The sequence below is a fragment of the Capnocytophaga endodontalis genome (assembly GCF_002209445.1).
Lineage (GTDB): Bacteria > Bacteroidota > Bacteroidia > Flavobacteriales > Flavobacteriaceae > Capnocytophaga > Capnocytophaga periodontitidis.
Window position 1 is genome coordinate 2,097,774 of record NZ_CP022022.1, and the last position, 23,173, is coordinate 2,120,946.

A 23,173-nucleotide genomic window follows, 5' to 3' on the forward strand; every position below is an offset into this window, starting at 1 on the left:
ACAAAACGATATGAAACAGTATTTATCCGACCGTATCAATGCTATGGAAGTTTCGGCTACCTTAGGAATGGCAGCTAAAACACGAGAACTCAAAGCTGAAGGCAAGGATATCATCGGTCTTAGCTTAGGTGAACCCGATTTTGATATTCCTGATTTTATAAAAGATGCCGCTATTGAGGCTATACAGCAAAATTACAGCAAATACACACCTATTGACGGGTATTTGGAGCTGAGAGAGGCAATTTGTAAAAAGTTCAAAAGAGACAACAATCTCAATTACAAACCTTCACAAATTGTAGTTTCTACGGGAGCTAAACAATGCTTGGCAAATGTAGCTTTGGCGATGCTCAATACTGGTGACGAGGTGATATTTCCTGCACCTTATTGGGTGAGTTATAAGGAAATAGCTAAAATGGCAGGAGGCATTCCAATAGAGGTTCACACAACCATTGAGAATAACTTCAAAATAACTCCTGCTCAGTTAGAAGCTGCTATTACTTCTAAAACAAAAATGGTATGGTTCAATACCCCTTGTAACCCTAGTGGTTCTATCTACAGCAAATCCGAATTAGAAGCCCTTGCTGTAGTACTTAGGAAACATCCTCATATTTTCATTCTTTCTGACGAAATTTATGAATATATCAACTTTACCAATGAGAGAGTAACTAGTGTTGCTGAAATCGATGGCCTTTATGAACGTACTATTACTGTAAATGGAATGTCTAAAGCATTTGCAATGACAGGTTGGCGTATAGGTTATATGGGAGCCCCCGAATGGATTGCTAAAGCTTGTGCTAAAGTACAAGGACAAGTAACGAGTGGTGCTAACGCCATAGCACAACGAGCATCTATTGCGGCTTTAAAAGCTCCTAAGAGCAAAATACAATATATGGTAGATGAGTTCAAATGTCGAAGAGACTTAGTATTACAACTTTTAAATGAGATTGAAGGCTTTAAACTCAACATTCCTGAAGGAGCTTTTTATGTGTTCCCAGATATATCGTCTTTCTTTGGTAAAACCTTAAGAGGTCGCGTTATAAACAATGCTACTGATTTTTCTTTATATCTATTAGAAGAAGCAATGGTAGCTACTGTTACAGGAGAAGCTTTTGGAGATGCTAATTGCATTCGTTTCTCGTATGCAGCTTCTGAGAAAGATTTGCGAGAAGCTATCTGTCGTATCAAAGAAAGTTTGCAATAATTTTGTTTGGCAATTCAATGAAAAGTATTACTTTTGCGCCGTTTCTTAAAAATAAGAACATTTATTCTTTTAAATTCTTACATCAATGGCTATATCAGAGAGTAGAACTATTAAATACTTAAAATCTTTTTATCTAAGAGATTACCTTACTATATTTGTAGGGTTAGTATCTTACGCTGTGGGTATTACAGGTTTTATAATGCCTAATGGGATAGTAACAGGAGGATTAGCAGGTATTTGCCTTATCCTAAATTACAAATTGGGGTTAGATTTTGCTATTACCTATTGGACAATTAATATCACCCTTTTATTAATAGGTTTTAAGGCAGTGAGCAAACAGTTCACTTACCGAACTTTTATCTCCATATCTATTTTATCAGGATTGATTTGGGCAGGGAAAGAGTATTTGATGCCTTACTTTTTGGAACACCCTCCTTTGAGTGGTGATTTTCTTTCTGTAATTATGGGTGGTTTACTCTGTGGCACAGGTTTAGGTTTAGTATATTCGGCTAATGGAAGTACTGGTGGTACCGATATTATAGGATTTATACTCACTAAATATTGGAATATGAGTATTGCACGTATTCTCTTGGTAGTGGATGTGTGTATTGTATTATCCTCTTTCTTCATTTTAGAACATCAAGACAATTCAATTGAAAAAACTGTTTATGGGCTTATCCTTCTTCCTCTGATGTGGCAAATGGTTGAGATTGTTATCAATGGAGCAAGACAATCAGTGCAGTTATTTATATTTTCAAAACACTACGATGAAATTGCAAACCATATCAATAGTGAACTAAAACGTGGTTGTACTATTATTGATGGTATTGGTTGGTACTCTAAATCTTCACAGAAAATAGTGATTGTAATTGCTCGTAGAACAGAAGCTACTTCTATTTTCCGCTTAGTACGTACTATAGACCCTTCAGCGTTTGTAACCAAAACAAATGTTATGGGAGTTTATGGTAATGGCTTTGATAAATTGAAATAATTTTTCCTATTTTCAAGAAAAGTAGTATATTTGCCCACTGAAAAAAACAATAACAGATGATTCAGAGAATACAAACAGTTTATATGCTGATAGTTGCAATAGTAGCAGGTCTTCCTGTTCTTTTTGGGTTGGATTGGATCAGAACAATAGTCTTTGCCCTTTCGGCTGTATTGGCTATCTACAGCATATTTAAATATAAGAAAAGAAGTGTTCAGCAGTGGCTCAACTGGCTGAATATACTTATAAATTTTACTTTACTAGGAATATTTGTATATCGAATGCTAAACTCACCTGGAGAAAGCTTTATTTCTGAGAAAGGTGTTGGGGTTTTCGCACCTGTGCTTTCTATCGTTTTTTTGTTTATGGCCAACAAGGCTATCAGACGGGACGAGAAGCTCGTAAAATCTGCAGACCGATTGCGATAGACCTATAATCTTAGTAGTGTTGTGCGTTAAAAAAATCCTAAGTATATATACTTAGGATTTTTTTATTACCTTTGCACTTTATTCGCTAAATATATAAACAATGAAAAGAACGTATGCTGGAATTCCAGAGGAAAATGCAACACTGGAAAATGCCAAAGTAATGTTAGTAACAGTACCTTATGATGGTACATCTACATGGGGCAAAGGAGCTGACAAAGGTCCTGAATTATTTTTAGATGCCTCAGAAAATATGGAGTTATACGATATTGAAACTGATACTGAACCTTACCTCAATGGAGTGTATTTAGCAGGTGAAGTAACTGAAAGTAGTTCACCTGAAACAATGACACAAGCTGTTTATGAAAAGACCCAAGAACTATTGAAGCACGAAGATAAGCTCTTTACTCTTTTTGGTGGGGAACACTCAGTGTCTATTGGTTCAATACGTGCTGTAGGTGAGAAATATGAAAAACTCACTGTATTACAACTTGATGCTCATACTGATTTACGTCCTGAGTATCATGGTTCTACCTCTAATCACGCTTGTGCTGTGTTTGAAGCGAACCGAAAGCACAAATTGGTACAAGTAGGTATCCGCTCAATGGATGCAGAAGAAAAACAATATTTGCCTAAAGGTCGTGTGTTCTTTGCTCACGAAATTGCTAAAAATAACAATTGGATAGAGGATGTATTAGACAAAGTATCTGGTAATATATATATCACTATTGACTTAGATGCTTTTGATCCAGCAATAGCACCTTCAACAGGAACTCCTGAGCCAGGTGGTTTACAATGGTATCCTACGCTCAAACTCTTGCGTAAAGTGTTTAAAAAATGTAATGTAGTGGCATTTGATATTGTAGAACTAATGGATAGTCCGCAAGCAAAACCAACTGCTTTCTTAGCTGCAAAACTCTACTACAAAATGTTAGCTTATTATTTTAAATATAACAAGAAAAAAGGTGTCTAATAACGACACCTTTTTTCTATTCATTTATTATAGTGAGTTTTGCAAAACGCAATAGTATATTCTTCAGTCCTCCTGACTCAAAATTAACTTGTGCTTTTCTATCATTGCCTACACCTTCAAGAGCTTTGATGATTCCTTTACCGAAACGTTCGTGATAAACAGTTGTTCCTACTTCTAATTCGTTGTAGATAATTCTGTTAGGTGAAGCATTTTGTATACTATTCACGGGTTTAAGCTTGCGTAATCGCTGTTGTTCATCACCCGTAGGGGCATTTTTAGAGGGGGGGGTACCACTGATAGGCTTTTGTAGACGCAATTTACTCTTATCTACTTCACCAAAAATATCTCTATCTATCAAAGGTTTATAACGATAGTTAGGATTAGACAAAGTGGGGGTAAGATAATGTAAATAACGTTCATCTATTTCCTCTATAAACCTACTTGGTTCGGTATCTGATAGATTTCCAAAACGATAGCGCCTTTCAGCATAGGTGAGATAAGCCTGTTTTTCAGCACGTGTAAGCGCCACATAAAACAAGCGACGTTCTTCTTCTAATTCATCACGTGACTGTATACTTTTTGCTAAAGGAAAAAGATCTTCTTCCATCCCCACTATATATACATACGGAAACTCCAAGCCTTTAGCTAAGTGAATCGTCATTAAGGCTACACGATCGTCATCTCCTATCTCTTTATCACTATCGGTAGCTAAAGATACATCTTCTAAATATTCAGCTAAACTACCTATACTATCCGCTACATCTTCTTGTCCAATCACAAAGTCTTTCATACCATTAAGCATCTCTTCTATGTTTTCCATTTTAGCGATCCCCTCAGGAGTACCATCTTTTTTAAACTCTTGTAATAATCCTGTTTTTTTAGCTACTTGTTCTGCTACTTCAAATACATTCGCTCGCTGATTGAGTGCTTGCAAGTTGAGTATCATCACCACAAAATCTGTGAGTTTTTGCTTGGTTGTACTATTAATATGTAATTCAGGTAACTTATTTACATTGTACATTATCTCAAAGATAGACTTCTTATAGTGATTGGCTGCCAATGTAAGTTTTTCCATTGTAGTTTCTCCAATACCACGAGCTGGAAAATTAATAATGCGTACCAACGCTTCTTCATCATTAGGGTTGATAATCAAACGCAAATAAGCAAGCATATCTTTAATTTCTTTGCGTTGGTAGAATGAAAGCCCTCCATAAATGCGATAAGGTATATCACGTTTTCTAAGAGCATCTTCTATAGCACGCGATTGTGAATTGGTTCGATAAAGTACAGCAAATTTCCCATTAGCTAACTGGTGCTGCATCTTATTTTCAAAGATAGAACTCGCTACAAAACGTCCTTCATCGGCATCAGTAGGACTGCGATGTACTTTGATAAGCTCTCCCATCTCATTTTCAGTGAATACTACCTTATCTAATCGCACTTTGTTGTGTTCAATTACACTGTTAGCTGCTTCCACTATATTTTTAGTAGAGCGGTAGTTCTGTTCCAATTTATATTCTTTAGCTTCAGGATAATCACTTTTAAAATTCAGTATATTATTGATATTTGCCCCACGGAAAGCATAAATACTTTGAGCATCATCACCTACCACACAAATATTGTGAAAACGGTCAGCGAGAGCTTTTACAATAAGATACTGAGAGTGGTTTGTATCTTGATACTCATCTACAAGTATGTACTGAAAGCGATTTTGGTATTTAGCTAATACTTCAGGGTATACATTCAGCAATTCATTTGTTTTCAGCAGTAAATCATCAAAGTCCATAGCTCCTGCTTTAAAACATCTTTCTACATACTCCTGATAGATTTCTCCAAAACGCGGTTGCTTCCTAATAGCATCGTTTTCTACAAGTTCAGGATTATTGAAATAAGCTCGTACTGTAATAAGATTATTTTTTAAAGAAGAAATGCGTTGTTGTATTTGTTTGTATTTGTATACATCTTTATCCAACTCCTTTTCTTTAATAATTCCATTAATAAGTCGTTGAGAGTCTTGTGTATCATAGATAGTAAAGTTCTGAGGATAACCTAATTTATCAGCTTCAAAACGCAATATTTTAGCAAATACAGAGTGAAAAGTACCCATCCATAGATTCTTAGCCTCGCTATTGCCTACAATATCCGCAATACGTTTTTTCATTTCGTTAGCCGCTTTATTAGTAAAGGTAAGTGCAAGTATATGAAAAGCATCTACTCCTTCTCGCATTAGGTTAGCAATACGATAAGTAAGTACACGAGTTTTGCCCGAACCTGCTCCCGCAATTACAATAATAGGACCTTCCTTCTGAAGTACTGCTGCACGTTGTGGTGCATTAAGTCTATTGAGTTCCTTTTCAAATGTATCCATAAATAGTGTGTTTTTAAGGGCGCAAAGGTAGCGATAATTTAGCAATTAGGCAATTTCGGAACTGATAGTAATTTTGCTTCTCTCATAATTATTTAGTACTTTTGCAGCCTAACATTCAACAATCGATGAAAAAACTTTTATTAGCTAGTACCTCAACTGTATATGGTGGTACTTATCTCTCTTATTTGCGTGATGAACTCAGCAATTTTTTCCAAGAAACTAATGAAATTCTTTTTGTACCTTATGCACGCCCCAGTGGAATTTCTCACGATGAGTATACTCAAATAGCCGCTAATTTTTTTCAGCAATTAGACAAAAGGGTAGTAGGTTTACACACTTTTGTCAATCCTAAACAAGCTATAGAACAGGCAGAAGCTATTTTTACAGGAGGTGGTAATACCTTTGTATTAGTAAATGCTCTATATCAATTAGATATTATAAACTCTTTACGCAAAGTAGTATTAGGAGGTACACCCTATATGGGCACGAGTGCAGGAAGTAATATAGCAGGACAAACAATGCAAACTACTAATGATATGCCTATTGTCTATCCTCCTTCTTTCCGTACTTTAGAACTTATTTCTTTCAATATCAACCCTCATTATCTTGATCCCGACCCTCATAGCAAACACAAAGGCGAAACTCGCGAAACACGTATTAAAGAATTTCACGTGTTCAACAATATACCAGTAATAGGGTTGCGTGAAGGCTCTTGGCTGCGTGTAATGGGAGATGAAATAAATTTAAAAGGAGAATTTACTGCCCGTTGGTTTGAAAAAGATAAAGAACCAATAGAAATTAGCAATTTTGATAAATCACTATGACAAATATTCAATATATAAAAGCCCAAACACAACTACCTGAAAAAGTTATTGAAAACACACTTTCACTATTAACCGAAGGCTGTACTATTCCCTTCATTGCACGCTATCGAAAAGATAGTACCCAGAATTTAGATGAAGTAGCCATTGAGCATATAGCCAAATCCCAAGCTGATTACGACAATATCTGTAAGCGCAAAGAAACGATTCTCTCTTCTATTGAAGAACAAGGAAAACTTACAGACGATTTGCGCAAATGTATTGAGAACTCTTTTGAGCTCAATGAATTAGAAGACCTATACCTACCTTACAAAAAACGACGTAAAACTAAAGCTGATGTAGCCAAAGAAAACGGCTTAGAACCTCTTGCAAAACAGATAATGAGTCAGCGTGTGACCGACTTGGAACTATTAGCAGGGCGTTATCTTTCCGATAAAGTACCTACTGAAGAAGAAGCTTTACAAGGGGCTTCGGATATTATAGCTGAATGGATTAACGAGAATACGTTTATACGTCGCACTCTTCGCCGAATATTCCAGCGTAAAGCAATTATCAGTAGCGAAGTAGCCAAAGGTAAAAACGAAGAGGAAGAAGCTCAGAAATACGCTCAGTATTTCGATTGGGAAGAAGCCCTTAACAAAGCACCCTCTCACCGTGTATTAGCAATGTTGCGTGCCGAAAAAGAAGGATTTGTAAAACTAAAAGTACAAGTAGATAGTGAAGAAACCTTACCTTTTATGGAAGAAAACATCATAAAGAGTAGGGGAGAAGTAGCCGATTTCTTGAAGAAAACGGTAAAAGATAGCTACAAACGCTTATTAGAGCCTTCTATTTCCAACGAAACACTACAAGAGGCAAAAGATAAAGCCGATGCGAAAGCTATCAGTGTGTTTGCCGAGAACCTCTCACAGCTGTTATTAGCATCTCCTTTGGGTGAAAAGCGCATTTTGGCTATTGACCCAGGATATCGTACAGGTTGTAAGGTAGTGTGCTTAGATGAAAAAGGCGACCTTTTGCATCACGATGTTATCTACCCTCACGCTCCCCAGAATGATATGACTATGGCTACCAAAAAGCTCAGCACAATGGTCTCTCAATACAATATCCAAGCCATTAGTATAGGCAATGGGACTGCTTCTCGTGAAACAGAGTCGTTTGTAAGAAGTATTGCTTTTCCTGAAAAGTTAGAAGTATTTGTGGTGAGTGAAGCAGGAGCATCGGTCTATTCAGCTTCTAAAATAGCTCGCGATGAGTTCCCCGATTACGATGTAACTGTACGTGGGGCAGTATCCATAGGCAGGCGTCTTGCCGACCCATTAGCTGAATTAGTGAAGATAGACCCTAAGAGCATAGGAGTAGGTCAATACCAACACGATGTAAACCAGTCGTTATTGAAAGAGGAGCTCGATGCAACCGTAGTGCGTTGCGTGAACAAAGTAGGGGTAAACCTCAACACAGCAAGCAAATCATTACTCAGTTATGTATCAGGAATAGGGGAGAAGATGGCTGAAAACATAGTAACCTACCGCTCGGCTAATGGTGCTTTTAGTAAGCGAGAAGACTTAAAAAAGGTACCTCGTTTGGGTGGCAAAGTATACCAGCAAGCAGTAGCTTTCTTGCGAGTACACAATAGTGAGAACCCGCTCGATAATTCAGCAGTACACCCCGAAGCCTATCCTATCATCAAACAAATGGCAAAGGACACGGGAATCTCAGTGGCACAACTTATAGGTAACAAACAAGCTATTGCCTCTATTGATATTCAAAAGTACAAAACAGATAAGGTGGGTGAACTTTATTTGAAGGACGTATTAAAAGAATTAGAAAAACCAGGGCTCGACCCTCGTACTACTGCTAAAGTCTTTGTCTTCGACCCTAATGTAAAAACCTTTGATGATGTGCGTGTGGGAATGATATTGCCTGGTATAGTAAATAATATTACTGCCTTTGGTTGCTTTGTGGATATAGGTGTGAAAGAAAGTGGATTGGTACACATTTCTCAACTGAAAGATGGTTATGTCTCTGATGTAAATGAAGTAGTAAAACTCCACCAACAAGTAAAAGTAAAAGTTATAGAGAAAGACGAAGTGCGCAAACGCATTTCACTAAGTATGGTGTGGTAATAATTATCATTTTCAATCCTTCTATAAAAGAAAATATATAGATTTCTAGTATTTAGTTAGAAAAATAAAAATCTTTATTAAGGTATCTATTAGACAATCAGAATTTAAGAGTTAGAGACAGCTCCAACTCCATTTTAGGGGTATATATGTCATCAAAAACTTATAACATCTCTAATTTTTAAATTTGTTTGACTATATTCTTAATTATTTCATACATTTGTCACCAAAATAAGTTTGATAATGAAAAAAGTATATCGTAAAGAACAATTACAAACCATTACCTTGCGCAATGCTAACGGAATGGAGGTAAGTATAATGAACTTTGGAGGAGTGATAAACTCTATAAAAGTCCCTGTAAATGGAAAAATAGTAGAATGTGTATTGGGCTTTGACACTTTTGAAGAGTATATAAGTGATGTTTACCGTGCTGAATATCCCTATTTAGGAGCTATCATTGGGCGTAATGCAGGGCGTATTAAGTACGGAAAGGCAATTATTGAAGGAAAAGAAATACAATTAAACTGCAATTTAGGTGAAAACCAAATACACGGAGGCTTTATAGGCTTTGATAGTGTATTTTGGGAAGTGATTGATCAAGTAAAAGGTGAAAATTCTTCTGTAACTTTACGATATGTTAGTAAAGAAGGTGAAGAAGGCTACCCTGGTGAGGTAACTGTATTAGTTACTTATATGCTTACTACTGATAATCGTTTACGAATAGATTACCACGGAATCACTACTGCCCCTACTATACTCAACTTAACTCAACACACTTATTTCAACCTCAATGAGAATGATAATAATGTTCTCAACAACACACTACAAATAAAAGCTGAAAAATACGTTCCTTTAGAGGAAGGTTTTTTCACGCCTACTGGCGAGCGCCCTTCTGTTGTAGGTACACCTTTAGATTACCGCAACGGACAGAATGTATATCCTCACACCGATAATTCCTTTATACGTGAAATATCTGCTGACGAGGTAATGGCAACTCTCATTAATGGAGAGGGAACTTTAAAAATGCAAGTACGTACCAATCATCCTGTGTTACACATCTATGCAGGTTATTATTTGCCAGAGTTACATCCTGCACACCGCAAAACTTTAGGGCAAAACAAAGGTATCTGCTTTGAGGCTCAAGGCTATGCCGATGCTACTAAACATCCTCAGTTCAACAATGTAGTGCTACTACCCAATGAGGTATATGAGTTTTTCACAGAGTTTAAATTCCAAGTAATAGATAAAAAATAGCAAGTGAAAAAATGAAATATTTAGCAACTAAAAATCCGTATTTTAATGTCTCTGGGCTTACATCCTCAGAGGCTAATTATGTATGTGAACGTATTAAAGAACGACTAAAACCCATTCAAGATCTTGTTAGCTCTATTGAAACTCATACCTCCAGCATTGATGGAGAACCTTTAGATACTTTCACAAAGGTAGATGATATAGGTGGTAAACTCAATGAAATCGGCTCATTATATGCCATTTCAGCTTATTTACGATCGGCTATCAAAGAAAAAGATAATCGTTTAGAAATAGTCAACAAAAAACTAAACGAAATACTTGTCAAAGCTGAAGAGGAGGTTAAACCTATTGATTATGAACCGCTCAATCTGCTTAAAAACGTGACTATCGACGATTATCTCAAAACTCTTTCCTTAGAAGATATGGTTTGTTATAAAGAGGCAGAAGCTAAAGCTGCTCATATAGGAAAATACATTCATAATTTTGATGAGGTACGTAACCAACTCAATAAAAAAGAACTTATTACCTTTAAAGAAGTAGGCGAGCAAGTCTTCAAGGTTAAAAACACTCCTTTGTACGAACTCTCTGAACTACAACAGTTACAAGAACAGCTTCTGGCTGAACATCGTGAGTACGAAAGTGAAGTAAACTTCTATAAAACACAATTCCGTACTTACCAGAACAATTGTAAATTGCAATATGAACAAGAGTTACAATGCTTGCTACAAGAACGTCAAGCAAAAGTAAATGCTTTGGTTGTAGAAAAGACTGCAGAGCTTACTAAACTCAAAGAAACTATTGCTAATTACAGAATAGTAGTACCAAATGTTTACAAAGAAACTATTGAAAGGCTGCTAAAAAAATAAGGTTAGGAACAAAACAAAATAGTTAACTTATAACAGATTTGCTTTGTACTTATTTAGAAAACTACAAATCGGATTTCATTTGATAGCAAACACACCTCATAGGATATTCTCGCTCTATACCTAAAATAGTTTTAAAAGGGAATGGTGTTGCTCCCAAAAAAGAGAGTTTATCGCCCTCTCATCAAAAACTTCACTTTAGACTTTGCCTTTGTGGGTATAGAGGTCTTAAACTTTATTTTTGTCATCGGCTGTGTTCCGTTTTGTAGTTCTCACTTATATAATTCATCAATTCGTTAATGTAAAAAAAATAGACAATTATATTTTTTATTAAAGAAATATTAAATATTTGTGATTTTTATTACCTTTGCAAAGTAATAATAATGTAGTAGTGTATAACAAAAAAACATTAAAGATTATGGCTATAATTGATGTCGTGAGCTGGTCTCCTCAAAGTAGTGGAGTAGTTTATGCTTGGAAATTCCCCGAAACTAATTTAGCTACTTATACCCAACTAATTGTACAAGAATCTCAAGAAGCTGTATTGTTTTCTAAAGGGCAAATCATAGGAAAATTTGGACCTGGAAAGTACACCCTCAACACTGAAAATATACCCATTTTGCGTAATTTATTCGGAATTCCTTTCGGAGGAAAAAATCCCTTTACTGCAGAAGTATGGTTCGTAAACAAAGTTCAATCGTTTAGTATTGATTGGAATGTGAGTGGAATGCCCATACACGACCCTGATTATAACACCCAATTACCCCTTGTAGCCGTTGGTAGATATGGTTTGAAAGTAAACGACTCCGAAATATTCCTCCTTAAAGTTGTAGGCACAAAATCTGAATTTACACAAGATGACCTTACAAATCAATTTTTTGGAGAATTCTCTACTAAAACAAAATCACAAATAGCCCAATATGTTATCAAACATCGGGTAGGGTATAAATATATTTCAGCTTTTTTAGATGAATTATCAGGCTATCTCAAAAATGTACTCAATCCTTTTTGGACGAACTTAGGTTTAGAACTCCTTCAATTCAATATCACTAATATCGATATTGATAAATCTACTGAAGAAGGTAGAAAGGTAGCTGAGGCGATTGCTACCCAAGCCTCAATGTCAATTACAGGACACACTTGGCAACAAGAGCAAATGTTCAATACTGCCAACAATGCAATTGAAGGATTCAGAAATGGCAATGGAAGCTTATTAGGAGGATTAATGGCAATGAGTATGATGGGAGGTATGAATAATTCTGGAATGGCAGGAGGAATGATGCAACCTCAGTATAACCAACCTACTTTTGGAGGTAATCAACAAGTAGGACAACAAGGAGAACAAGCTCCTATAAAAATGGTTTTCTGTTCTAATTGTGCGAAAAAATATCCAAGTAATAGTAGTTTTTGCCCTCATTGTGGCAATCCTTACAATCCTTGTCCTAATTGTGGTGCCGACAACGATACTAATGCCAAACGTTGTGTGAGTTGTGGCACCCAATTACAACAAACAAACAATACTACTCCTGAGCAAACTATAGCCGATGTTTGTAATCGTTGTGGAACTGTATTCCCTCCTTCAGCAAAGTTTTGTCCAAAATGTGGGAATAAACGATAATATTCATCAAACAAATAATAGGTAACAAAATGAATACACGTCGAAAATTATCATTAATAGCCTTAGTTTTAGGTGAAATATTGTTGATAACAGCCTTTCTGTTATTGGGTACAAATTTAGCTACGAATATACTTATTCTAAATATTGTAGTAACCTCATTAGTCTATGCCTTGTTTTTTGTTGACGTACTCTTCCCTTGTATACGTTTAGGAAAACAACAGTCTATTGAAGTAGGTTCATTGGGAGTAAGATGGTTTTTCACTTGGATTTATGCCTTTGCTGCAATAGGAGTAATGTTATGTGCTAATATATTCTTCAGTTGGTTCTTTGTCCTGCAATTCGTTATACAAGCAACCCTTATTTTCTTACTAATTTTAGGTATGATTGCTGTATTATCAGCAGCCGATAGAGTAGGGGAGGTGCCTATCTCTGAAAACAGTATTAGGTCTGGTGTTTCTGAAATGAAACAAGTGATAAACAATTTAAAAATACAAATCAGTACACTCCCCGATTTACCAGAAAATCTTGTACACCAAATTAATTCTTTAAATGAAAACTTGCGATACATTTCACCTGCAAATACAATAGAAGCTCGTGAAATAGAAAATCTTTTTTGCCAAGAAGCTAACAATATGTTAATTGTTATCTGTAATTATAAGTACAATACAACAACCATTGAAAATCATCTAAAAAAAATGGAAATGTTATATCAAAACAGAAAATCAGTCTATTCAATTTAAAAAACCAAAAATATGTTAGGAAAAATCTTTTCAGAATCCGATAGTATCTATCACGATCAAGCTAAAGTACTATTAGATTATTATAGCGCAGCAGCTGAAAAAATAGTAGCCGAAGAGGAACGTATCGAAAAACAAATTGCAATTTTGGAAGAAGAAAAAACAATGTTGCAAAAACAAATGGATGGACTTTGGGTGTGGTTTCTCACCTTAATATTTTTTTTTGTGTATTATATTAAAAAAAATACCCTTGAAAAAGAAATTGCCGACAAAGAAATACGTATTGTTGAGTTCAAGAAACAACATAGCGAAATCTTTAGAGATTACAAAGTAACCAAACTTGGTTTAGCTTATGTGCCTATTGCTGAACAAATAAAATACACTGATAAAAGTTTTATAGTAGATTATACAGGACAAGTAGACGAATCTGAAGTTGTACTTCAAATCCCTCGTCAAAACGATTTACTAGTTGAAACCATTGAAAAACTTGAAAAACTATCAGAACAAGCCCCTATAGTAGAAACTTCTTATGATACTGAAACTATTGAAACCGACCAATACTCTACTTCATTCCAAAAAATCAATCAACACGATTATTTTGGAAGTTTAGAACGTTCATTGCGTACCATTTCCTATTGTATGGATGATTTGAACACTACTTCAGTATCTTTGCCTTTAGTAGCCGATAAGAGCGAATATTTAGCTTACCTAAATGAATATGCCACCGATAATGTTCCACAGGGTGCTGTTATAATTCCTGTTTTCAACAAAGAACGATATGCCGATAGTATCAACAAATTTCAGGAAATCAATCAACTAAGAGATTCTTTATCTAATAAAACTGAGCAATTCGAAAATATATTAAAGAGTTTGATGCTTACTATAGCTACTTCTGTACAAGCTATTTCAGCACTGAAAGTAGCTTCAGCCAACAAATTGATTACTACTTCTAACAAAGTGTTATATCAACTCTTGAAATCTCCTTATAATCATTATTCACCTATTTTAGAACACGAAGAAATAGAACGTATTCGCAATGAGAAGTTTGATTATAGCGAATCTGTACAAGAGTACATTCCTTTCCATCTAAAACAGAGTTCTCGTGTGTATTACAACCTAACTTCAGGAATGTGGACTGCAGAAGATGGTAGCACTACCAATCTTCCTTTTGGAGTACATCAAATCTATGAAGAAATTGTAGCTCCTATGGTACAAAACTTAATGCAAGAAAACCGATTGGAACGCCTCAAGATCTACAATCACATTCACGACCAAAAAACACATTATCTAAATGAGTGGCATAAAGATACCGAAGCTTTCTATCGCTCAAACCGATTGGAAAGTGCCGATATCATCAACTTAATGCAAGAAAATTTGCGAAAATACGTAGCTGAATACAACACTTTGATTTCTTACCAACGCACTGAAGATAGTATGATACAAACAGAAGATAACTTAAACAGTACAGTAGTGAATGTAACTGACAATTCAGCTGAAACTCTTGCTGCTTTTGAGATGCAATCTCAAGAATTTAAAACAATACAAGATAACTTCGAGGAATATATGGAACGCCTAAAAGAGGATATAGAACTCAAAGCTATGAAGTTTGGACATATAGAGTATTACGATGCTAAATTGCGCGACGGGTACTCTAATGAAATAGCGGTAGCTACTAATGAAGTGCGTGACTTAGACAATCGCCGAAGACCTCTTGCTCTTGTAAATCCACTTTTTGCTAAAACATCTGAATTACCACCTGTGCCTAATGTAGAGGAAGTTACTTTTGAACACATTTCATTAAACTTACCTGCTATAGCTAAAAATGCACTCAACAATTTGAATAATTTCAGTAATAACAAATAAAACTATAGAATTATGGCTCGAATTGATTGTGTAGTAGACACCCAACCAATGGCAGAAGAAATAAAATCTGTCTCCCATCAGATAAATGACACTACCACAGCCGTGGTAGCTATGAAAGCTGCTATAGTTTTAGCTGAACAACAAGCAGCTGATATGGTATGCAGAAATGTAAACAAAGGATTTTATACCCTTATGCGTTCCCAAATATCTCAAAAAATAGCTAAACTGCAAAGCGAAGTCGATTCACAACTGATGCAACTCAACACACAGCGCAAACAACTCTTAGCAATTAAAAATCGTATGGAACGCAATTACAATATGCTTTCTGACAGATATTTAAAACTATTCAACGGAATAAACCAAAATCTCAAACAACGCATTTTAGAACTTGACCGTCCTGTGTTTAATTTTGCAGTTCAAGAAGTAGAAAAAGTATCAAATAGAACTAAATACTTAGCAGCCACAGTACCTATTTCTCAGTTAGAATCGCTTATTACAAGTCAGCAGATTGTAATATCTAATGTAAAATATCGTGCAGAAAAAGTGATTGAGTCAATGACTAACTTTTTAGCTAATACTTCTGAGCAAAAAAAATTATCAGAACGTGTATTACTAAAAAATGAAAAAGTTCAAAATACAACATTACTTATACCTATCTTAGTATGTGAATCCAATTTCGACAGCTTTGATAATAAAAAACTCGAAGTAATTGTCTGTAAAGAACAACTTAACGCCTCTGTACAATCAGCAATGAAAAATATACTAAATCAACACTTAGAACAACTAGTATGGAATGATGCCTGCGAGCCTCACCAAGAAGTAAAAAGTGAATTTAGTAAGATGCTTGCAACTAGCAATACCTCACAACGAGTGAAAGATATGGCTAACAAACTTTTTACAGCAACTCATTTCCAAACCATTAAAAACGAATAGCTATGAGTTATACTAAAACCATTAGAAAAACCGTGAGGATTCCCTATTCAGGGAGTGTGTCGTATGGCCCTTCACAAAATGGAGGTAGTGTAAGTTACAGTGGCACTGTAACTGAGGAAATAGAGGTAAATGTAGAAGTAGATACAGATCCTTTTGAAAAAAGTATCAATGATTGTAACCAATCGGTAGGTGGACTTACAGAAGCTGTTGTAGCTACCGAAGTTGCTCAAATAGCTTCAATAAATACCAATGCTAAAAAAGTAAGTGGTGCCATCATTAAAGGTTTTTTCAGTACAATCCGTTCAGAAATTACTCAGCAAATAGCAGAACTACAATCACAAGTTGATGCAACGCTCATACATTTGCGCGGACTTGCCCAACGCTGTGTAGAGAAACAAAAGCAGATGGAAAGAGATTACAATAGCATTGCTAAACGCTATTTAAAAACTTTTGAAGACCTGAATAATGAACTCTCTAATCGTATATATGAACTGAATAAACCTGCCTTTACTTTCTGCAAACAAAGCAATCAACAAAACAATCGTACTTGTGAGAACGATTTAGTGAGTACTGTAACTATTTTTGCTAAAGAGGAAGCTGAATTAGTAGCGCAAGTCAGTGCTTCAGTAGCCAAAAAAAGAGCACTTGATACTATTGAAAAGGTTAATACTTTTTTGCAAAAACAAAAACAGTTAGAAGAGCTTATCAACCTAAATATGCTAAAAGAAAGCAAAAATGCTACAACATACACTCCTATTTGTTTTATAGAAACGGAAAACGAACAAAAACAAATAGATAAAAAGCTGTATCAACAAGAGTTTATTCCTCAGATGCCAACAAATGAGCTTATAGATAACTTTTTGAAGCAGAATTGGTATAAATTACCTGAAGAAAACACCGTACAGATTGAAAGGTATTTCAACATTGAAGTAGATAATCGTTATTCCAATATCGATGAGCATAGTTCACGAGTGAAAGCTCATATTTTAAAAATGCTACAACTCAATGAAATAGAATGTATATAACCATAAAATCACCTTATAATGAAAGAATTAAAAGAAATTCGTTTTAACGAAAACAATATACAACTAAAGGACAATTTAGTAAAAGGAAGCATATTACCTGAAAAAGTAGCAGAGCTCACTCGTACCATTACAGTACAAGGAGATACAGTGATAGAAGGCCCTGTATACGCTCATAAACTCGAAATACAAAATGGAGACTTAGAAATTCAAGGTGCCGTCTTTACTCAATTAGAACTCTATGTGAATAGTGAAGCTCAAGGAAATGTAGCTTTCCAAAAAAGTGTAGGGTCTGCTAACTCTATTGTTTCAAGAGCTCATAAATTAAAACTTACATTTCATTCCGACATCAATGCTAAAAGCGTAACTCTTTACAATGCTTTTATAGCAGGTAGCATCTATGCCGATGAAATTGTGTTAGATAATTGTGTCGTGTGTGGAGGAGTATTCGCTACTCAACAAATAGACTTGAAAAACAGTGTGGTTGGCACATTCAACACTCCTTCTATACGTATAGAAGGATCTGTGTATCTATTACTTCCAAGTGCTTTTTCTATAGAAAAAATGCTTGCTACTGCCGATGCGCAACTATACAACCTCAGTTTAGCCGATTTAGGTGCTCTCTACAAAGGATTACCGCAAACACCTAATTCAGGAAAAATAACAATGGATATTGAAACCGACGAGGTAAAAAGCACTCTTGTAAATAACGAAATACAGAAAACTCTTCGCAGTTATACTGTTGTAGGCAAAGTATTAGCTGTAGATTTGATAGATACCGATAAGTTTGAAAACCATTTCTTACTTACTGCAGCAAGTTTAGGAGCTCAGCTTCTCAAAACTTATGATTTAGGAGTAGATAAAAATGGTAATACGGCAACTCTTACTCTTAATAAAATCCGTGACTTCTTTTTTGATATTCTCAATGGCAAAATAAGTGTTCAAGATATTAATGGTAAGTTTGATATTTCACAGTTAAATAAGTAGTCTTACTCTTTTTTGTTGTGGTGTTATTTTATTTTTGTATTTTTGCCCTCTGAAAAATCGCTAAGGATAAAGGTAAGTTGCATTCACAACTCTTTACCTTTTTATCTCTTACCTCTTAACTATAAAAATGTACGCACTATTCAAAAAAGAAATCCGTTATTTCTTCACTTCGCCCATTGGTCTTACTATCATTGGGCTCTTTATCGTACTCAACGGCTTGTTCCTATGGGTCTTTAAAACAGATTACAACATTTTCAATGCTGGTTTTGCCGATTTGTTGCCTTTTTTTAGGCTTTCATCTTGGGTTTTCGTCTTTTTAGTACCCGCCATTACGATGAGAAGTATCTCCGAAGAGAAAAAAAGCGGTATGTTAGCCCTCTTGTTCACCAAACCGGTCAGCACTCTGCAAATGGTGCTCGGCAAGTACTTAGGCATCCTCTTCTTGCTCTTTGTAATCCTTTTACCATCAGCCCTGTATGTCTATATGGTATGGGTGTTGGGCAACCCCGTAGGCAACTTAGATATAGCAGGCACTGTGGGGTCTTACATTGCCTTGTTTTTGCTGGTAGCCACCTTTGCCTCAGTAGGCTTATGGGCGTCGTCTATAAGTAGTAACCAAATCATTTCCTTTGTGTTAGCAGCCTTTCTGTGCTTCTTTTTCTTCTTTGGTATCGACCAGCTTATTGCCTTTGTAGCCCCCGAAGATTTTGGTGGGGTAGGCTTCCAAACGCATTTCGACGCTATCAGTAGGGGAGTGCTCGATACCCGAAATATCGTGTATTTTCTCTCTGTTATCTCATTTTTCATATATCTCACTACCTTATCACTCAAAGCCTACAAACGATGAAAAAACTCTTTCAAAACTCTATTAGCAAGGTAGTTATAGCCTTAGTATGCCTCCTTGCAGTCAATTATATCGCCAAACAATGGCACACGCGGATAGACCTCACCCAAGACAAACGTTATACGCTCTCTGAGGTGAGCAAGAAAACACTTGCTAAAATACAGAATCCTATCGAGATTGATGTATTGCTCAAAGGCAATATCCCTACCGAATTTAAGAAATTACAGACTGAAACAATTCAGTTATTAGACGAGTATGCAGCTACCAATAACAACATTATCGTCAATTTTGTAAACCCATTAGAAGGGGAGGAGCACCCCGAAAGTGTGATTCAAGAACTGATAAATAATGGTTATCAGCCCTTGCAAATCACTCAAAATGAAGCAGGAAAATCTTCTATTGAGTATATTTTCCCTTGGGCAGTCATTAGCGATGGCAAGAAGAGTGAACGCGTGCGTCTCTTTGTAAACAAACTTGGCTCTACCGACCAAGAGCAGGTACAGAACTCTGTGCAGAAGTTAGAATACAATTTTACCGATGCGCTCTATAAGTTTGCCTTAAATAAAAAGAAGAAAATCGCAATACTTAGAAGTAATGGTGCCCTAAAAGATATCTATATGGCCGACTTCCTCAAAACAGCGCGCGAATACTACTTTATAGCACCTTTTACCCTCGATTCAGTGGCTACCAACCCCGAGAAGACTCTACACGACCTCGAAAAATTCGATTTACTGCTCGTGCCTAAGCCTACTGAGCCTTTCACCGATGCCCAAAAGCAGGTGGTAGACCAATATATAATGAATGGCGGTCGTGCTCTATGGCTGATTGACAATGTAGCGGTTTCCTTAGAAGATATGTACAAAACAGGCGGAATGACTATGGCAATGCCCGTCAATCTAAACCTTACCGATATGTTTTTCCAATATGGTTTCCGTATCAATTATACTTTGGTAAACGATTTGTACTTCTCCGAAATTATAGTAGCTACTGGTGATGGTTCTCAAACCCGTTATATGCCTATCCCTTGGGTATATAATCCGCTGGTGCTTTCAGGTAATAATCACCTTATCAACAATCATTTAGATGCAGTGAGGTTTCAATTTGCCAATAGCATCGATACGTTGAAAAACGGAGTGAAGAAAACGGTGCTTCTCGCCAGTTCACCTTTCTCAAAAGCAGATGGCACCCCACGCGAAATCAACTTGCGCTTCGACCCCAATAACCAGAATAAAGAAGCCTACAAACACGGAAATATTCCCTTAGCAGTGCTTTTGGAAGGTGAGTTTAACTCAGTTTATAAAGACCGTATTCGTCCCATAAACCTCAAAGAAAAAGCTGATAGAAGCAAACCTACTAAAATGCTTGTAGTGGCTGATGGCGATATTATCAAAAACGATATAGATAGCAAAAATAATATTCCCTTAGAACTCGGTTTTGATAAATGGACAAGCAAATATTATGACAATAAATCCTTCTTGCAGAATGCTTTAAACTATCTTTTAGACGATACTGAGTTTTTGAGTTTGCGCAATAAGAAAGTTCAATTAGCTTTCTTAGACAAACAAAAAGTAGCCGAAAGTGTCAGCAGTTGGCAAATAAAAGTATTTGTGTATCCATTATTACTTTTGATATTGGTAATGCTTTCAGTATTATATTTTTATAGGGAGAAGAACATAAGAAAAGTATAATGCAAAACTACATTGATATTTTAGCACTGAATCAGGATTTCCAAGAATTTATTTTTGATAAGAAACTGTCAAGAATAACAGAAAATTGTTCTTTACTGACTGATTTCTCAAAGATTTACGAAGAAGAGTTATCGAAAATACCTTTTAGAACTAATCTTTTGGATAGTTTTAATGTAAACGAAAATGCACATAGTCGTTTGCTGATTTCATTGTTAAAATATAAACCTGCATTGTGTCACTTTTTGAATTTTCTCACAAAGAAAAAATTAAATTTTGATATATCATTAATTGATAAACCTATTCTTACAGTAGAAAAATGGCGTATTGATGGACTTGTTCAAGAAGAAGGAAAATATGCTTTCATAATAGAAAACAAGATTCATAATGCTGTTGAACAAAAAGAGCAAATTGGTCGTTATATTGATGTATGCAAACAATTAGGGTATAAATTAAAACAGATTTACATTCTATACCTAACGCGTTATGCTGAAAATAAACCTACAATACAAACGTGGGGAAATTATAAAGAAAGTGATTTTGCAGGACGCTATATAAAAATAGCCTATAAAGAAGATATAATTATTTGGCTTGAGGAATATTTACAAGTAATATCTGAAAAAGAAACTATTGTAAAAAGTGCAGTAATACAATATATAGATTATTTGAAGCACGTTTTTAATAGCAGAGAAATATTTAAAGAGATGGACAACAAGTTACAAGATTTCTTAGTTGAAAAGTTACAACTAACTGATGACAATAATGTTAAAAATATAGATATTATTACCACAAAAATTAGTGAAATTGATGAGCTTCAAAAACATTTGAAAGCATTAGTTGAAATAACAAGAGAGAAATGTTTTAAAGATTGGGAAATACAATTAAAAAATAAATTTGTAAACTATGATATCAAAGCTAAAATTAAAGAAGGTTGGTGTGATGTCTATTTAGAACTTAAATATAAGGGAGCCCCTTTTATTGTAGCAATAGAATATGAGTTTTCAGAAGGTATTTATTATGGTATTGCAAAGCATTTTTCTGCTTCAGTCTTAAATGAAGAGATAAAGTACTTTTTCAGCAATTTTCTAAAAGATAGAGAATTTCAATCTAATGATTGGTGGTATGGCTGGAAAGATACTACTTTTCAAGAAGCTTATACAGATTTTTCTTTTTTTCTCAAAGAAGTATTAGATAAATTAGAAACACTAAATAATTAAATGAAAAGAGTAGTAGTAGGACTTAGTGGGGGAGTAGATAGTAGCGTAGCAGCCTATTTGTTAAAAGAACAAGGCTATGAAGTGATAGGCCTTTTTATGAAGAATTGGCACGATGATTCGGTTACTATTTCAGATGAATGTCCTTGGTTAGAAGATAGTAACGATGCGCTTTTAGTAGCGGAAAAGCTCAGCATTCCATTCCAGACAGTGGATATGAGTGAACCCTACAAAGCCCGTATTGTCGATTATATGTTCAATGAATACGAACACGGCAGAACGCCCAATCCCGATGTGTTATGTAATCGCGAAATCAAGTTTGATGTCTTTATGAAGCTTGCTCTTAGTTTAGGTGCCGATTACGTAGCAACGGGACACTATTGTCGCAAAGAAGAAATAGAGATAAACGGTAAAAAAATCTACCGATTGCTATCGGGAAAAGATGAAAATAAAGATCAATCATATTTCCTATGTCAGCTTTCACAAGAGCAACTCAATAAAGCACTTTTTCCTATCGGGGAATTGCAGAAATCAGAAGTAAGAGCCATTGCCAAAGCTCAAGATTTGATAACCGCTGATAAAAAAGATTCTCAGGGACTTTGCTTTGTAGGGAAAGTGCGTTTACCCGAATTCCTACAACAAAAACTACAACCCAAACAAGGCGATATTATTGAAATCTCCAATGATTGGAAAGGATATACTGACTTTGATATGCTACGCCTTTTTGAAACTTATGAAGATGAATTAAAATATTTATCACAACGTTTTGTTTATCGCCCCGAAGACGGTAAAAAAGTAGGTATCCATCAAGGGGCTCATTATTTTACTAAAGGGCAACGCAAAGGTTTAAATGTGGGAGGAACCAAAGAACCTTTGTTCATCATAGAAACTGATATTGAGAAGAATATCATCTATACAGGACAAGGACACACTCATCGCGGATTGTTCCGCAGTGCTTTGTTTATCGCAACCCCTGATGAACATTGGATTCGTGAAGATTTAGCATTAAAAGTATATGAATCGAAAGAGTTTATGGTACGTATACGCTATCGTCAGCCATTACAGAAAGCAGTTTTATACAAAGTGAAAAATGGTTTATATATTCATTTTTCAGAACCTCAAAGTGCTATTACTGAGGGACAATTTGCGGCTTGGTACAGCGGAGATGAATTGGTGGGTAGCGGTGTGATTTCATAGCAAAAAAACACCTTTACCAAATAAACTATAATGTATATTATGTAAAATAGAGGATAAGAAAAG

The 23,173-nt window shown here is 35.5% G+C and carries 19 protein-coding genes; 18 read left to right on the forward strand and 1 reads right to left on the reverse strand.

Translation table 11 applies throughout. From position 1 onward, the window contains the following. The first annotated feature begins 10 nt into the window (after nucleotides 1-10). The 4 genes from CBG49_RS09410 (at nucleotide 11) to speB (ending at nucleotide 3,587) form a co-directional block, all read left to right on the forward strand. Nucleotides 11-1,201: a pyridoxal phosphate-dependent aminotransferase gene (locus CBG49_RS09410; protein ID WP_088594292.1), complete on the forward strand. Its 1,191-nt coding sequence runs from the start codon at nucleotides 11-13 to the stop codon at nucleotides 1,199-1,201. Nucleotides 1,202-1,286: 85 nt separating this feature from the next. After that, nucleotides 1,287-2,192 carry a YitT family protein gene (locus tag CBG49_RS09415; RefSeq protein ID WP_009751121.1) on the forward strand — a complete coding sequence of 302 codons (906 nt, stop codon included), beginning with the start codon at nucleotides 1,287-1,289 and terminating at the stop codon, nucleotides 2,190-2,192. A 56-nt stretch (nucleotides 2,193-2,248) separates the two neighbouring features. Then, nucleotides 2,249-2,617 carry a DUF4293 domain-containing protein gene (locus CBG49_RS09420; RefSeq protein WP_040361118.1) on the forward strand — a complete coding sequence of 123 codons (369 nt, stop codon included), beginning with the start codon at nucleotides 2,249-2,251 and terminating at the stop codon, nucleotides 2,615-2,617. Between the two features lie 100 nt (nucleotides 2,618-2,717). Then, a complete protein-coding gene (gene speB / locus CBG49_RS09425) occupies nucleotides 2,718-3,587 on the forward strand; it encodes an agmatinase (protein WP_088594293.1) in 870 nt (289 codons plus the stop codon). Nucleotides 3,588-3,603: 16 nt separating this feature from the next. Here speB and CBG49_RS09430 read toward each other — a convergent pair whose 3' ends face one another. Beyond that, complete coding sequence (locus CBG49_RS09430; RefSeq protein ID WP_088594294.1) at nucleotides 3,604-5,955, reverse strand: ATP-dependent helicase; 2,352 nt, start codon at nucleotides 5,953-5,955, stop codon at nucleotides 3,604-3,606. A gap of 125 nt (nucleotides 5,956-6,080) precedes the next feature. Between CBG49_RS09430 and pepE the strand changes: the two genes are divergently transcribed. The 14 genes from pepE to mnmA all read left to right on the forward strand — a co-directional run bounded on the left by pepE (nucleotide 6,081) and on the right by mnmA (nucleotide 23,110). Next, nucleotides 6,081-6,779 (forward strand): dipeptidase PepE, encoded by a 699-nt coding sequence (gene pepE, locus CBG49_RS09435; protein WP_088594295.1) that lies wholly within the window; start codon nucleotides 6,081-6,083, stop codon nucleotides 6,777-6,779. After that, nucleotides 6,776-8,899 (forward strand): Tex family protein, encoded by a 2,124-nt coding sequence (locus CBG49_RS09440; RefSeq protein ID WP_088594296.1) that lies wholly within the window; start codon nucleotides 6,776-6,778, stop codon nucleotides 8,897-8,899. Before pepE ends, CBG49_RS09440 begins: the two co-directional genes overlap by 4 nt. 240 nt (nucleotides 8,900-9,139) lie before the next feature. Next, nucleotides 9,140-10,150, forward strand: coding sequence for an aldose epimerase family protein (locus tag CBG49_RS09445; RefSeq protein ID WP_088594297.1), 1,011 nt, complete (start codon nucleotides 9,140-9,142; stop codon nucleotides 10,148-10,150). An 11-nt stretch (nucleotides 10,151-10,161) separates the two neighbouring features. Continuing rightward, the gene (locus tag CBG49_RS09450) at nucleotides 10,162-11,013 is read left to right on the forward strand and encodes a hypothetical protein (protein WP_088594298.1); all 852 of its coding nucleotides are present in this window, start codon (nucleotides 10,162-10,164) and stop codon (nucleotides 11,011-11,013) included. A 415-nt stretch (nucleotides 11,014-11,428) separates the two neighbouring features. Further along, nucleotides 11,429-12,628 (forward strand): SPFH domain-containing protein, encoded by a 1,200-nt coding sequence (locus CBG49_RS09455; protein ID WP_088595302.1) that lies wholly within the window; start codon nucleotides 11,429-11,431, stop codon nucleotides 12,626-12,628. Nucleotides 12,629-12,657: 29 nt separating this feature from the next. Then, a complete protein-coding gene (locus tag CBG49_RS09460) occupies nucleotides 12,658-13,368 on the forward strand; it encodes a folate/biopterin family MFS transporter (RefSeq protein ID WP_088594299.1) in 711 nt (236 codons plus the stop codon). A gap of 12 nt (nucleotides 13,369-13,380) precedes the next feature. Beyond that, nucleotides 13,381-15,228 (forward strand): hypothetical protein, encoded by a 1,848-nt coding sequence (locus CBG49_RS09465; RefSeq protein WP_088594300.1) that lies wholly within the window; start codon nucleotides 13,381-13,383, stop codon nucleotides 15,226-15,228. Between the two features lie 12 nt (nucleotides 15,229-15,240). After that, complete coding sequence (locus CBG49_RS09470) at nucleotides 15,241-16,161, forward strand: hypothetical protein (protein ID WP_088594301.1); 921 nt, start codon at nucleotides 15,241-15,243, stop codon at nucleotides 16,159-16,161. Nucleotides 16,162-16,163: 2 nt separating this feature from the next. Next, nucleotides 16,164-17,186 carry a hypothetical protein gene (locus CBG49_RS09475; RefSeq protein WP_088594302.1) on the forward strand — a complete coding sequence of 341 codons (1,023 nt, stop codon included), beginning with the start codon at nucleotides 16,164-16,166 and terminating at the stop codon, nucleotides 17,184-17,186. Nucleotides 17,187-17,204: 18 nt separating this feature from the next. Continuing rightward, nucleotides 17,205-18,170 (forward strand): hypothetical protein, encoded by a 966-nt coding sequence (locus CBG49_RS09480; protein ID WP_088594303.1) that lies wholly within the window; start codon nucleotides 17,205-17,207, stop codon nucleotides 18,168-18,170. 127 nt (nucleotides 18,171-18,297) lie between these two features. Then, a complete protein-coding gene (gldF, locus tag CBG49_RS09485; RefSeq protein ID WP_088594304.1) occupies nucleotides 18,298-19,017 on the forward strand; it encodes a gliding motility-associated ABC transporter permease subunit GldF in 720 nt (239 codons plus the stop codon). Beyond that, nucleotides 19,014-20,702 (forward strand): gliding motility-associated ABC transporter substrate-binding protein GldG, encoded by a 1,689-nt coding sequence (gene gldG, locus CBG49_RS09490; protein WP_088594305.1) that lies wholly within the window; start codon nucleotides 19,014-19,016, stop codon nucleotides 20,700-20,702. Before gldF ends, gldG begins: the two co-directional genes overlap by 4 nt. Continuing rightward, entirely contained in the window at nucleotides 20,702-21,916 is a 1,215-nt protein-coding gene (locus tag CBG49_RS09495) for a PDDEXK-like family protein (protein WP_088594306.1), read from the forward strand. Before gldG ends, CBG49_RS09495 begins: the two co-directional genes overlap by 1 nt. Continuing rightward, entirely contained in the window at nucleotides 21,917-23,110 is a 1,194-nt protein-coding gene (mnmA, locus tag CBG49_RS09500) for a tRNA 2-thiouridine(34) synthase MnmA (RefSeq protein WP_088594307.1), read from the forward strand. Nucleotides 23,111-23,173 lie beyond the last annotated feature (63 nt).

Coding starts and splice junctions, on each gene's coding strand:
- CBG49_RS09410 (WP_088594292.1), top strand. CDS start 11: ATGAAACAGTATTTATCCGACCGTATCAATGCTATGGAAGTTTCGGCT.
- CBG49_RS09415 (WP_009751121.1), top strand. CDS start 1,287: ATGGCTATATCAGAGAGTAGAACTATTAAATACTTAAAATCTTTTTAT.
- CBG49_RS09420 (WP_040361118.1), top strand. CDS start 2,249: ATGATTCAGAGAATACAAACAGTTTATATGCTGATAGTTGCAATAGTA.
- speB (WP_088594293.1), top strand. CDS start 2,718: ATGAAAAGAACGTATGCTGGAATTCCAGAGGAAAATGCAACACTGGAA.
- CBG49_RS09430 (WP_088594294.1), bottom strand. CDS start 5,955: ATGGATACATTTGAAAAGGAACTCAATAGACTTAATGCACCACAACGT.
- pepE (WP_088594295.1), top strand. CDS start 6,081: ATGAAAAAACTTTTATTAGCTAGTACCTCAACTGTATATGGTGGTACT.
- CBG49_RS09440 (WP_088594296.1), top strand. CDS start 6,776: ATGACAAATATTCAATATATAAAAGCCCAAACACAACTACCTGAAAAA.
- CBG49_RS09445 (WP_088594297.1), top strand. CDS start 9,140: ATGAAAAAAGTATATCGTAAAGAACAATTACAAACCATTACCTTGCGC.
- CBG49_RS09450 (WP_088594298.1), top strand. CDS start 10,162: ATGAAATATTTAGCAACTAAAAATCCGTATTTTAATGTCTCTGGGCTT.
- CBG49_RS09455 (WP_088595302.1), top strand. CDS start 11,429: ATGGCTATAATTGATGTCGTGAGCTGGTCTCCTCAAAGTAGTGGAGTA.
- CBG49_RS09460 (WP_088594299.1), top strand. CDS start 12,658: ATGAATACACGTCGAAAATTATCATTAATAGCCTTAGTTTTAGGTGAA.
- CBG49_RS09465 (WP_088594300.1), top strand. CDS start 13,381: ATGTTAGGAAAAATCTTTTCAGAATCCGATAGTATCTATCACGATCAA.
- CBG49_RS09470 (WP_088594301.1), top strand. CDS start 15,241: ATGGCTCGAATTGATTGTGTAGTAGACACCCAACCAATGGCAGAAGAA.
- CBG49_RS09475 (WP_088594302.1), top strand. CDS start 16,164: ATGAGTTATACTAAAACCATTAGAAAAACCGTGAGGATTCCCTATTCA.
- CBG49_RS09480 (WP_088594303.1), top strand. CDS start 17,205: ATGAAAGAATTAAAAGAAATTCGTTTTAACGAAAACAATATACAACTA.
- gldF (WP_088594304.1), top strand. CDS start 18,298: ATGTACGCACTATTCAAAAAAGAAATCCGTTATTTCTTCACTTCGCCC.
- gldG (WP_088594305.1), top strand. CDS start 19,014: ATGAAAAAACTCTTTCAAAACTCTATTAGCAAGGTAGTTATAGCCTTA.
- CBG49_RS09495 (WP_088594306.1), top strand. CDS start 20,702: ATGCAAAACTACATTGATATTTTAGCACTGAATCAGGATTTCCAAGAA.
- mnmA (WP_088594307.1), top strand. CDS start 21,917: ATGAAAAGAGTAGTAGTAGGACTTAGTGGGGGAGTAGATAGTAGCGTA.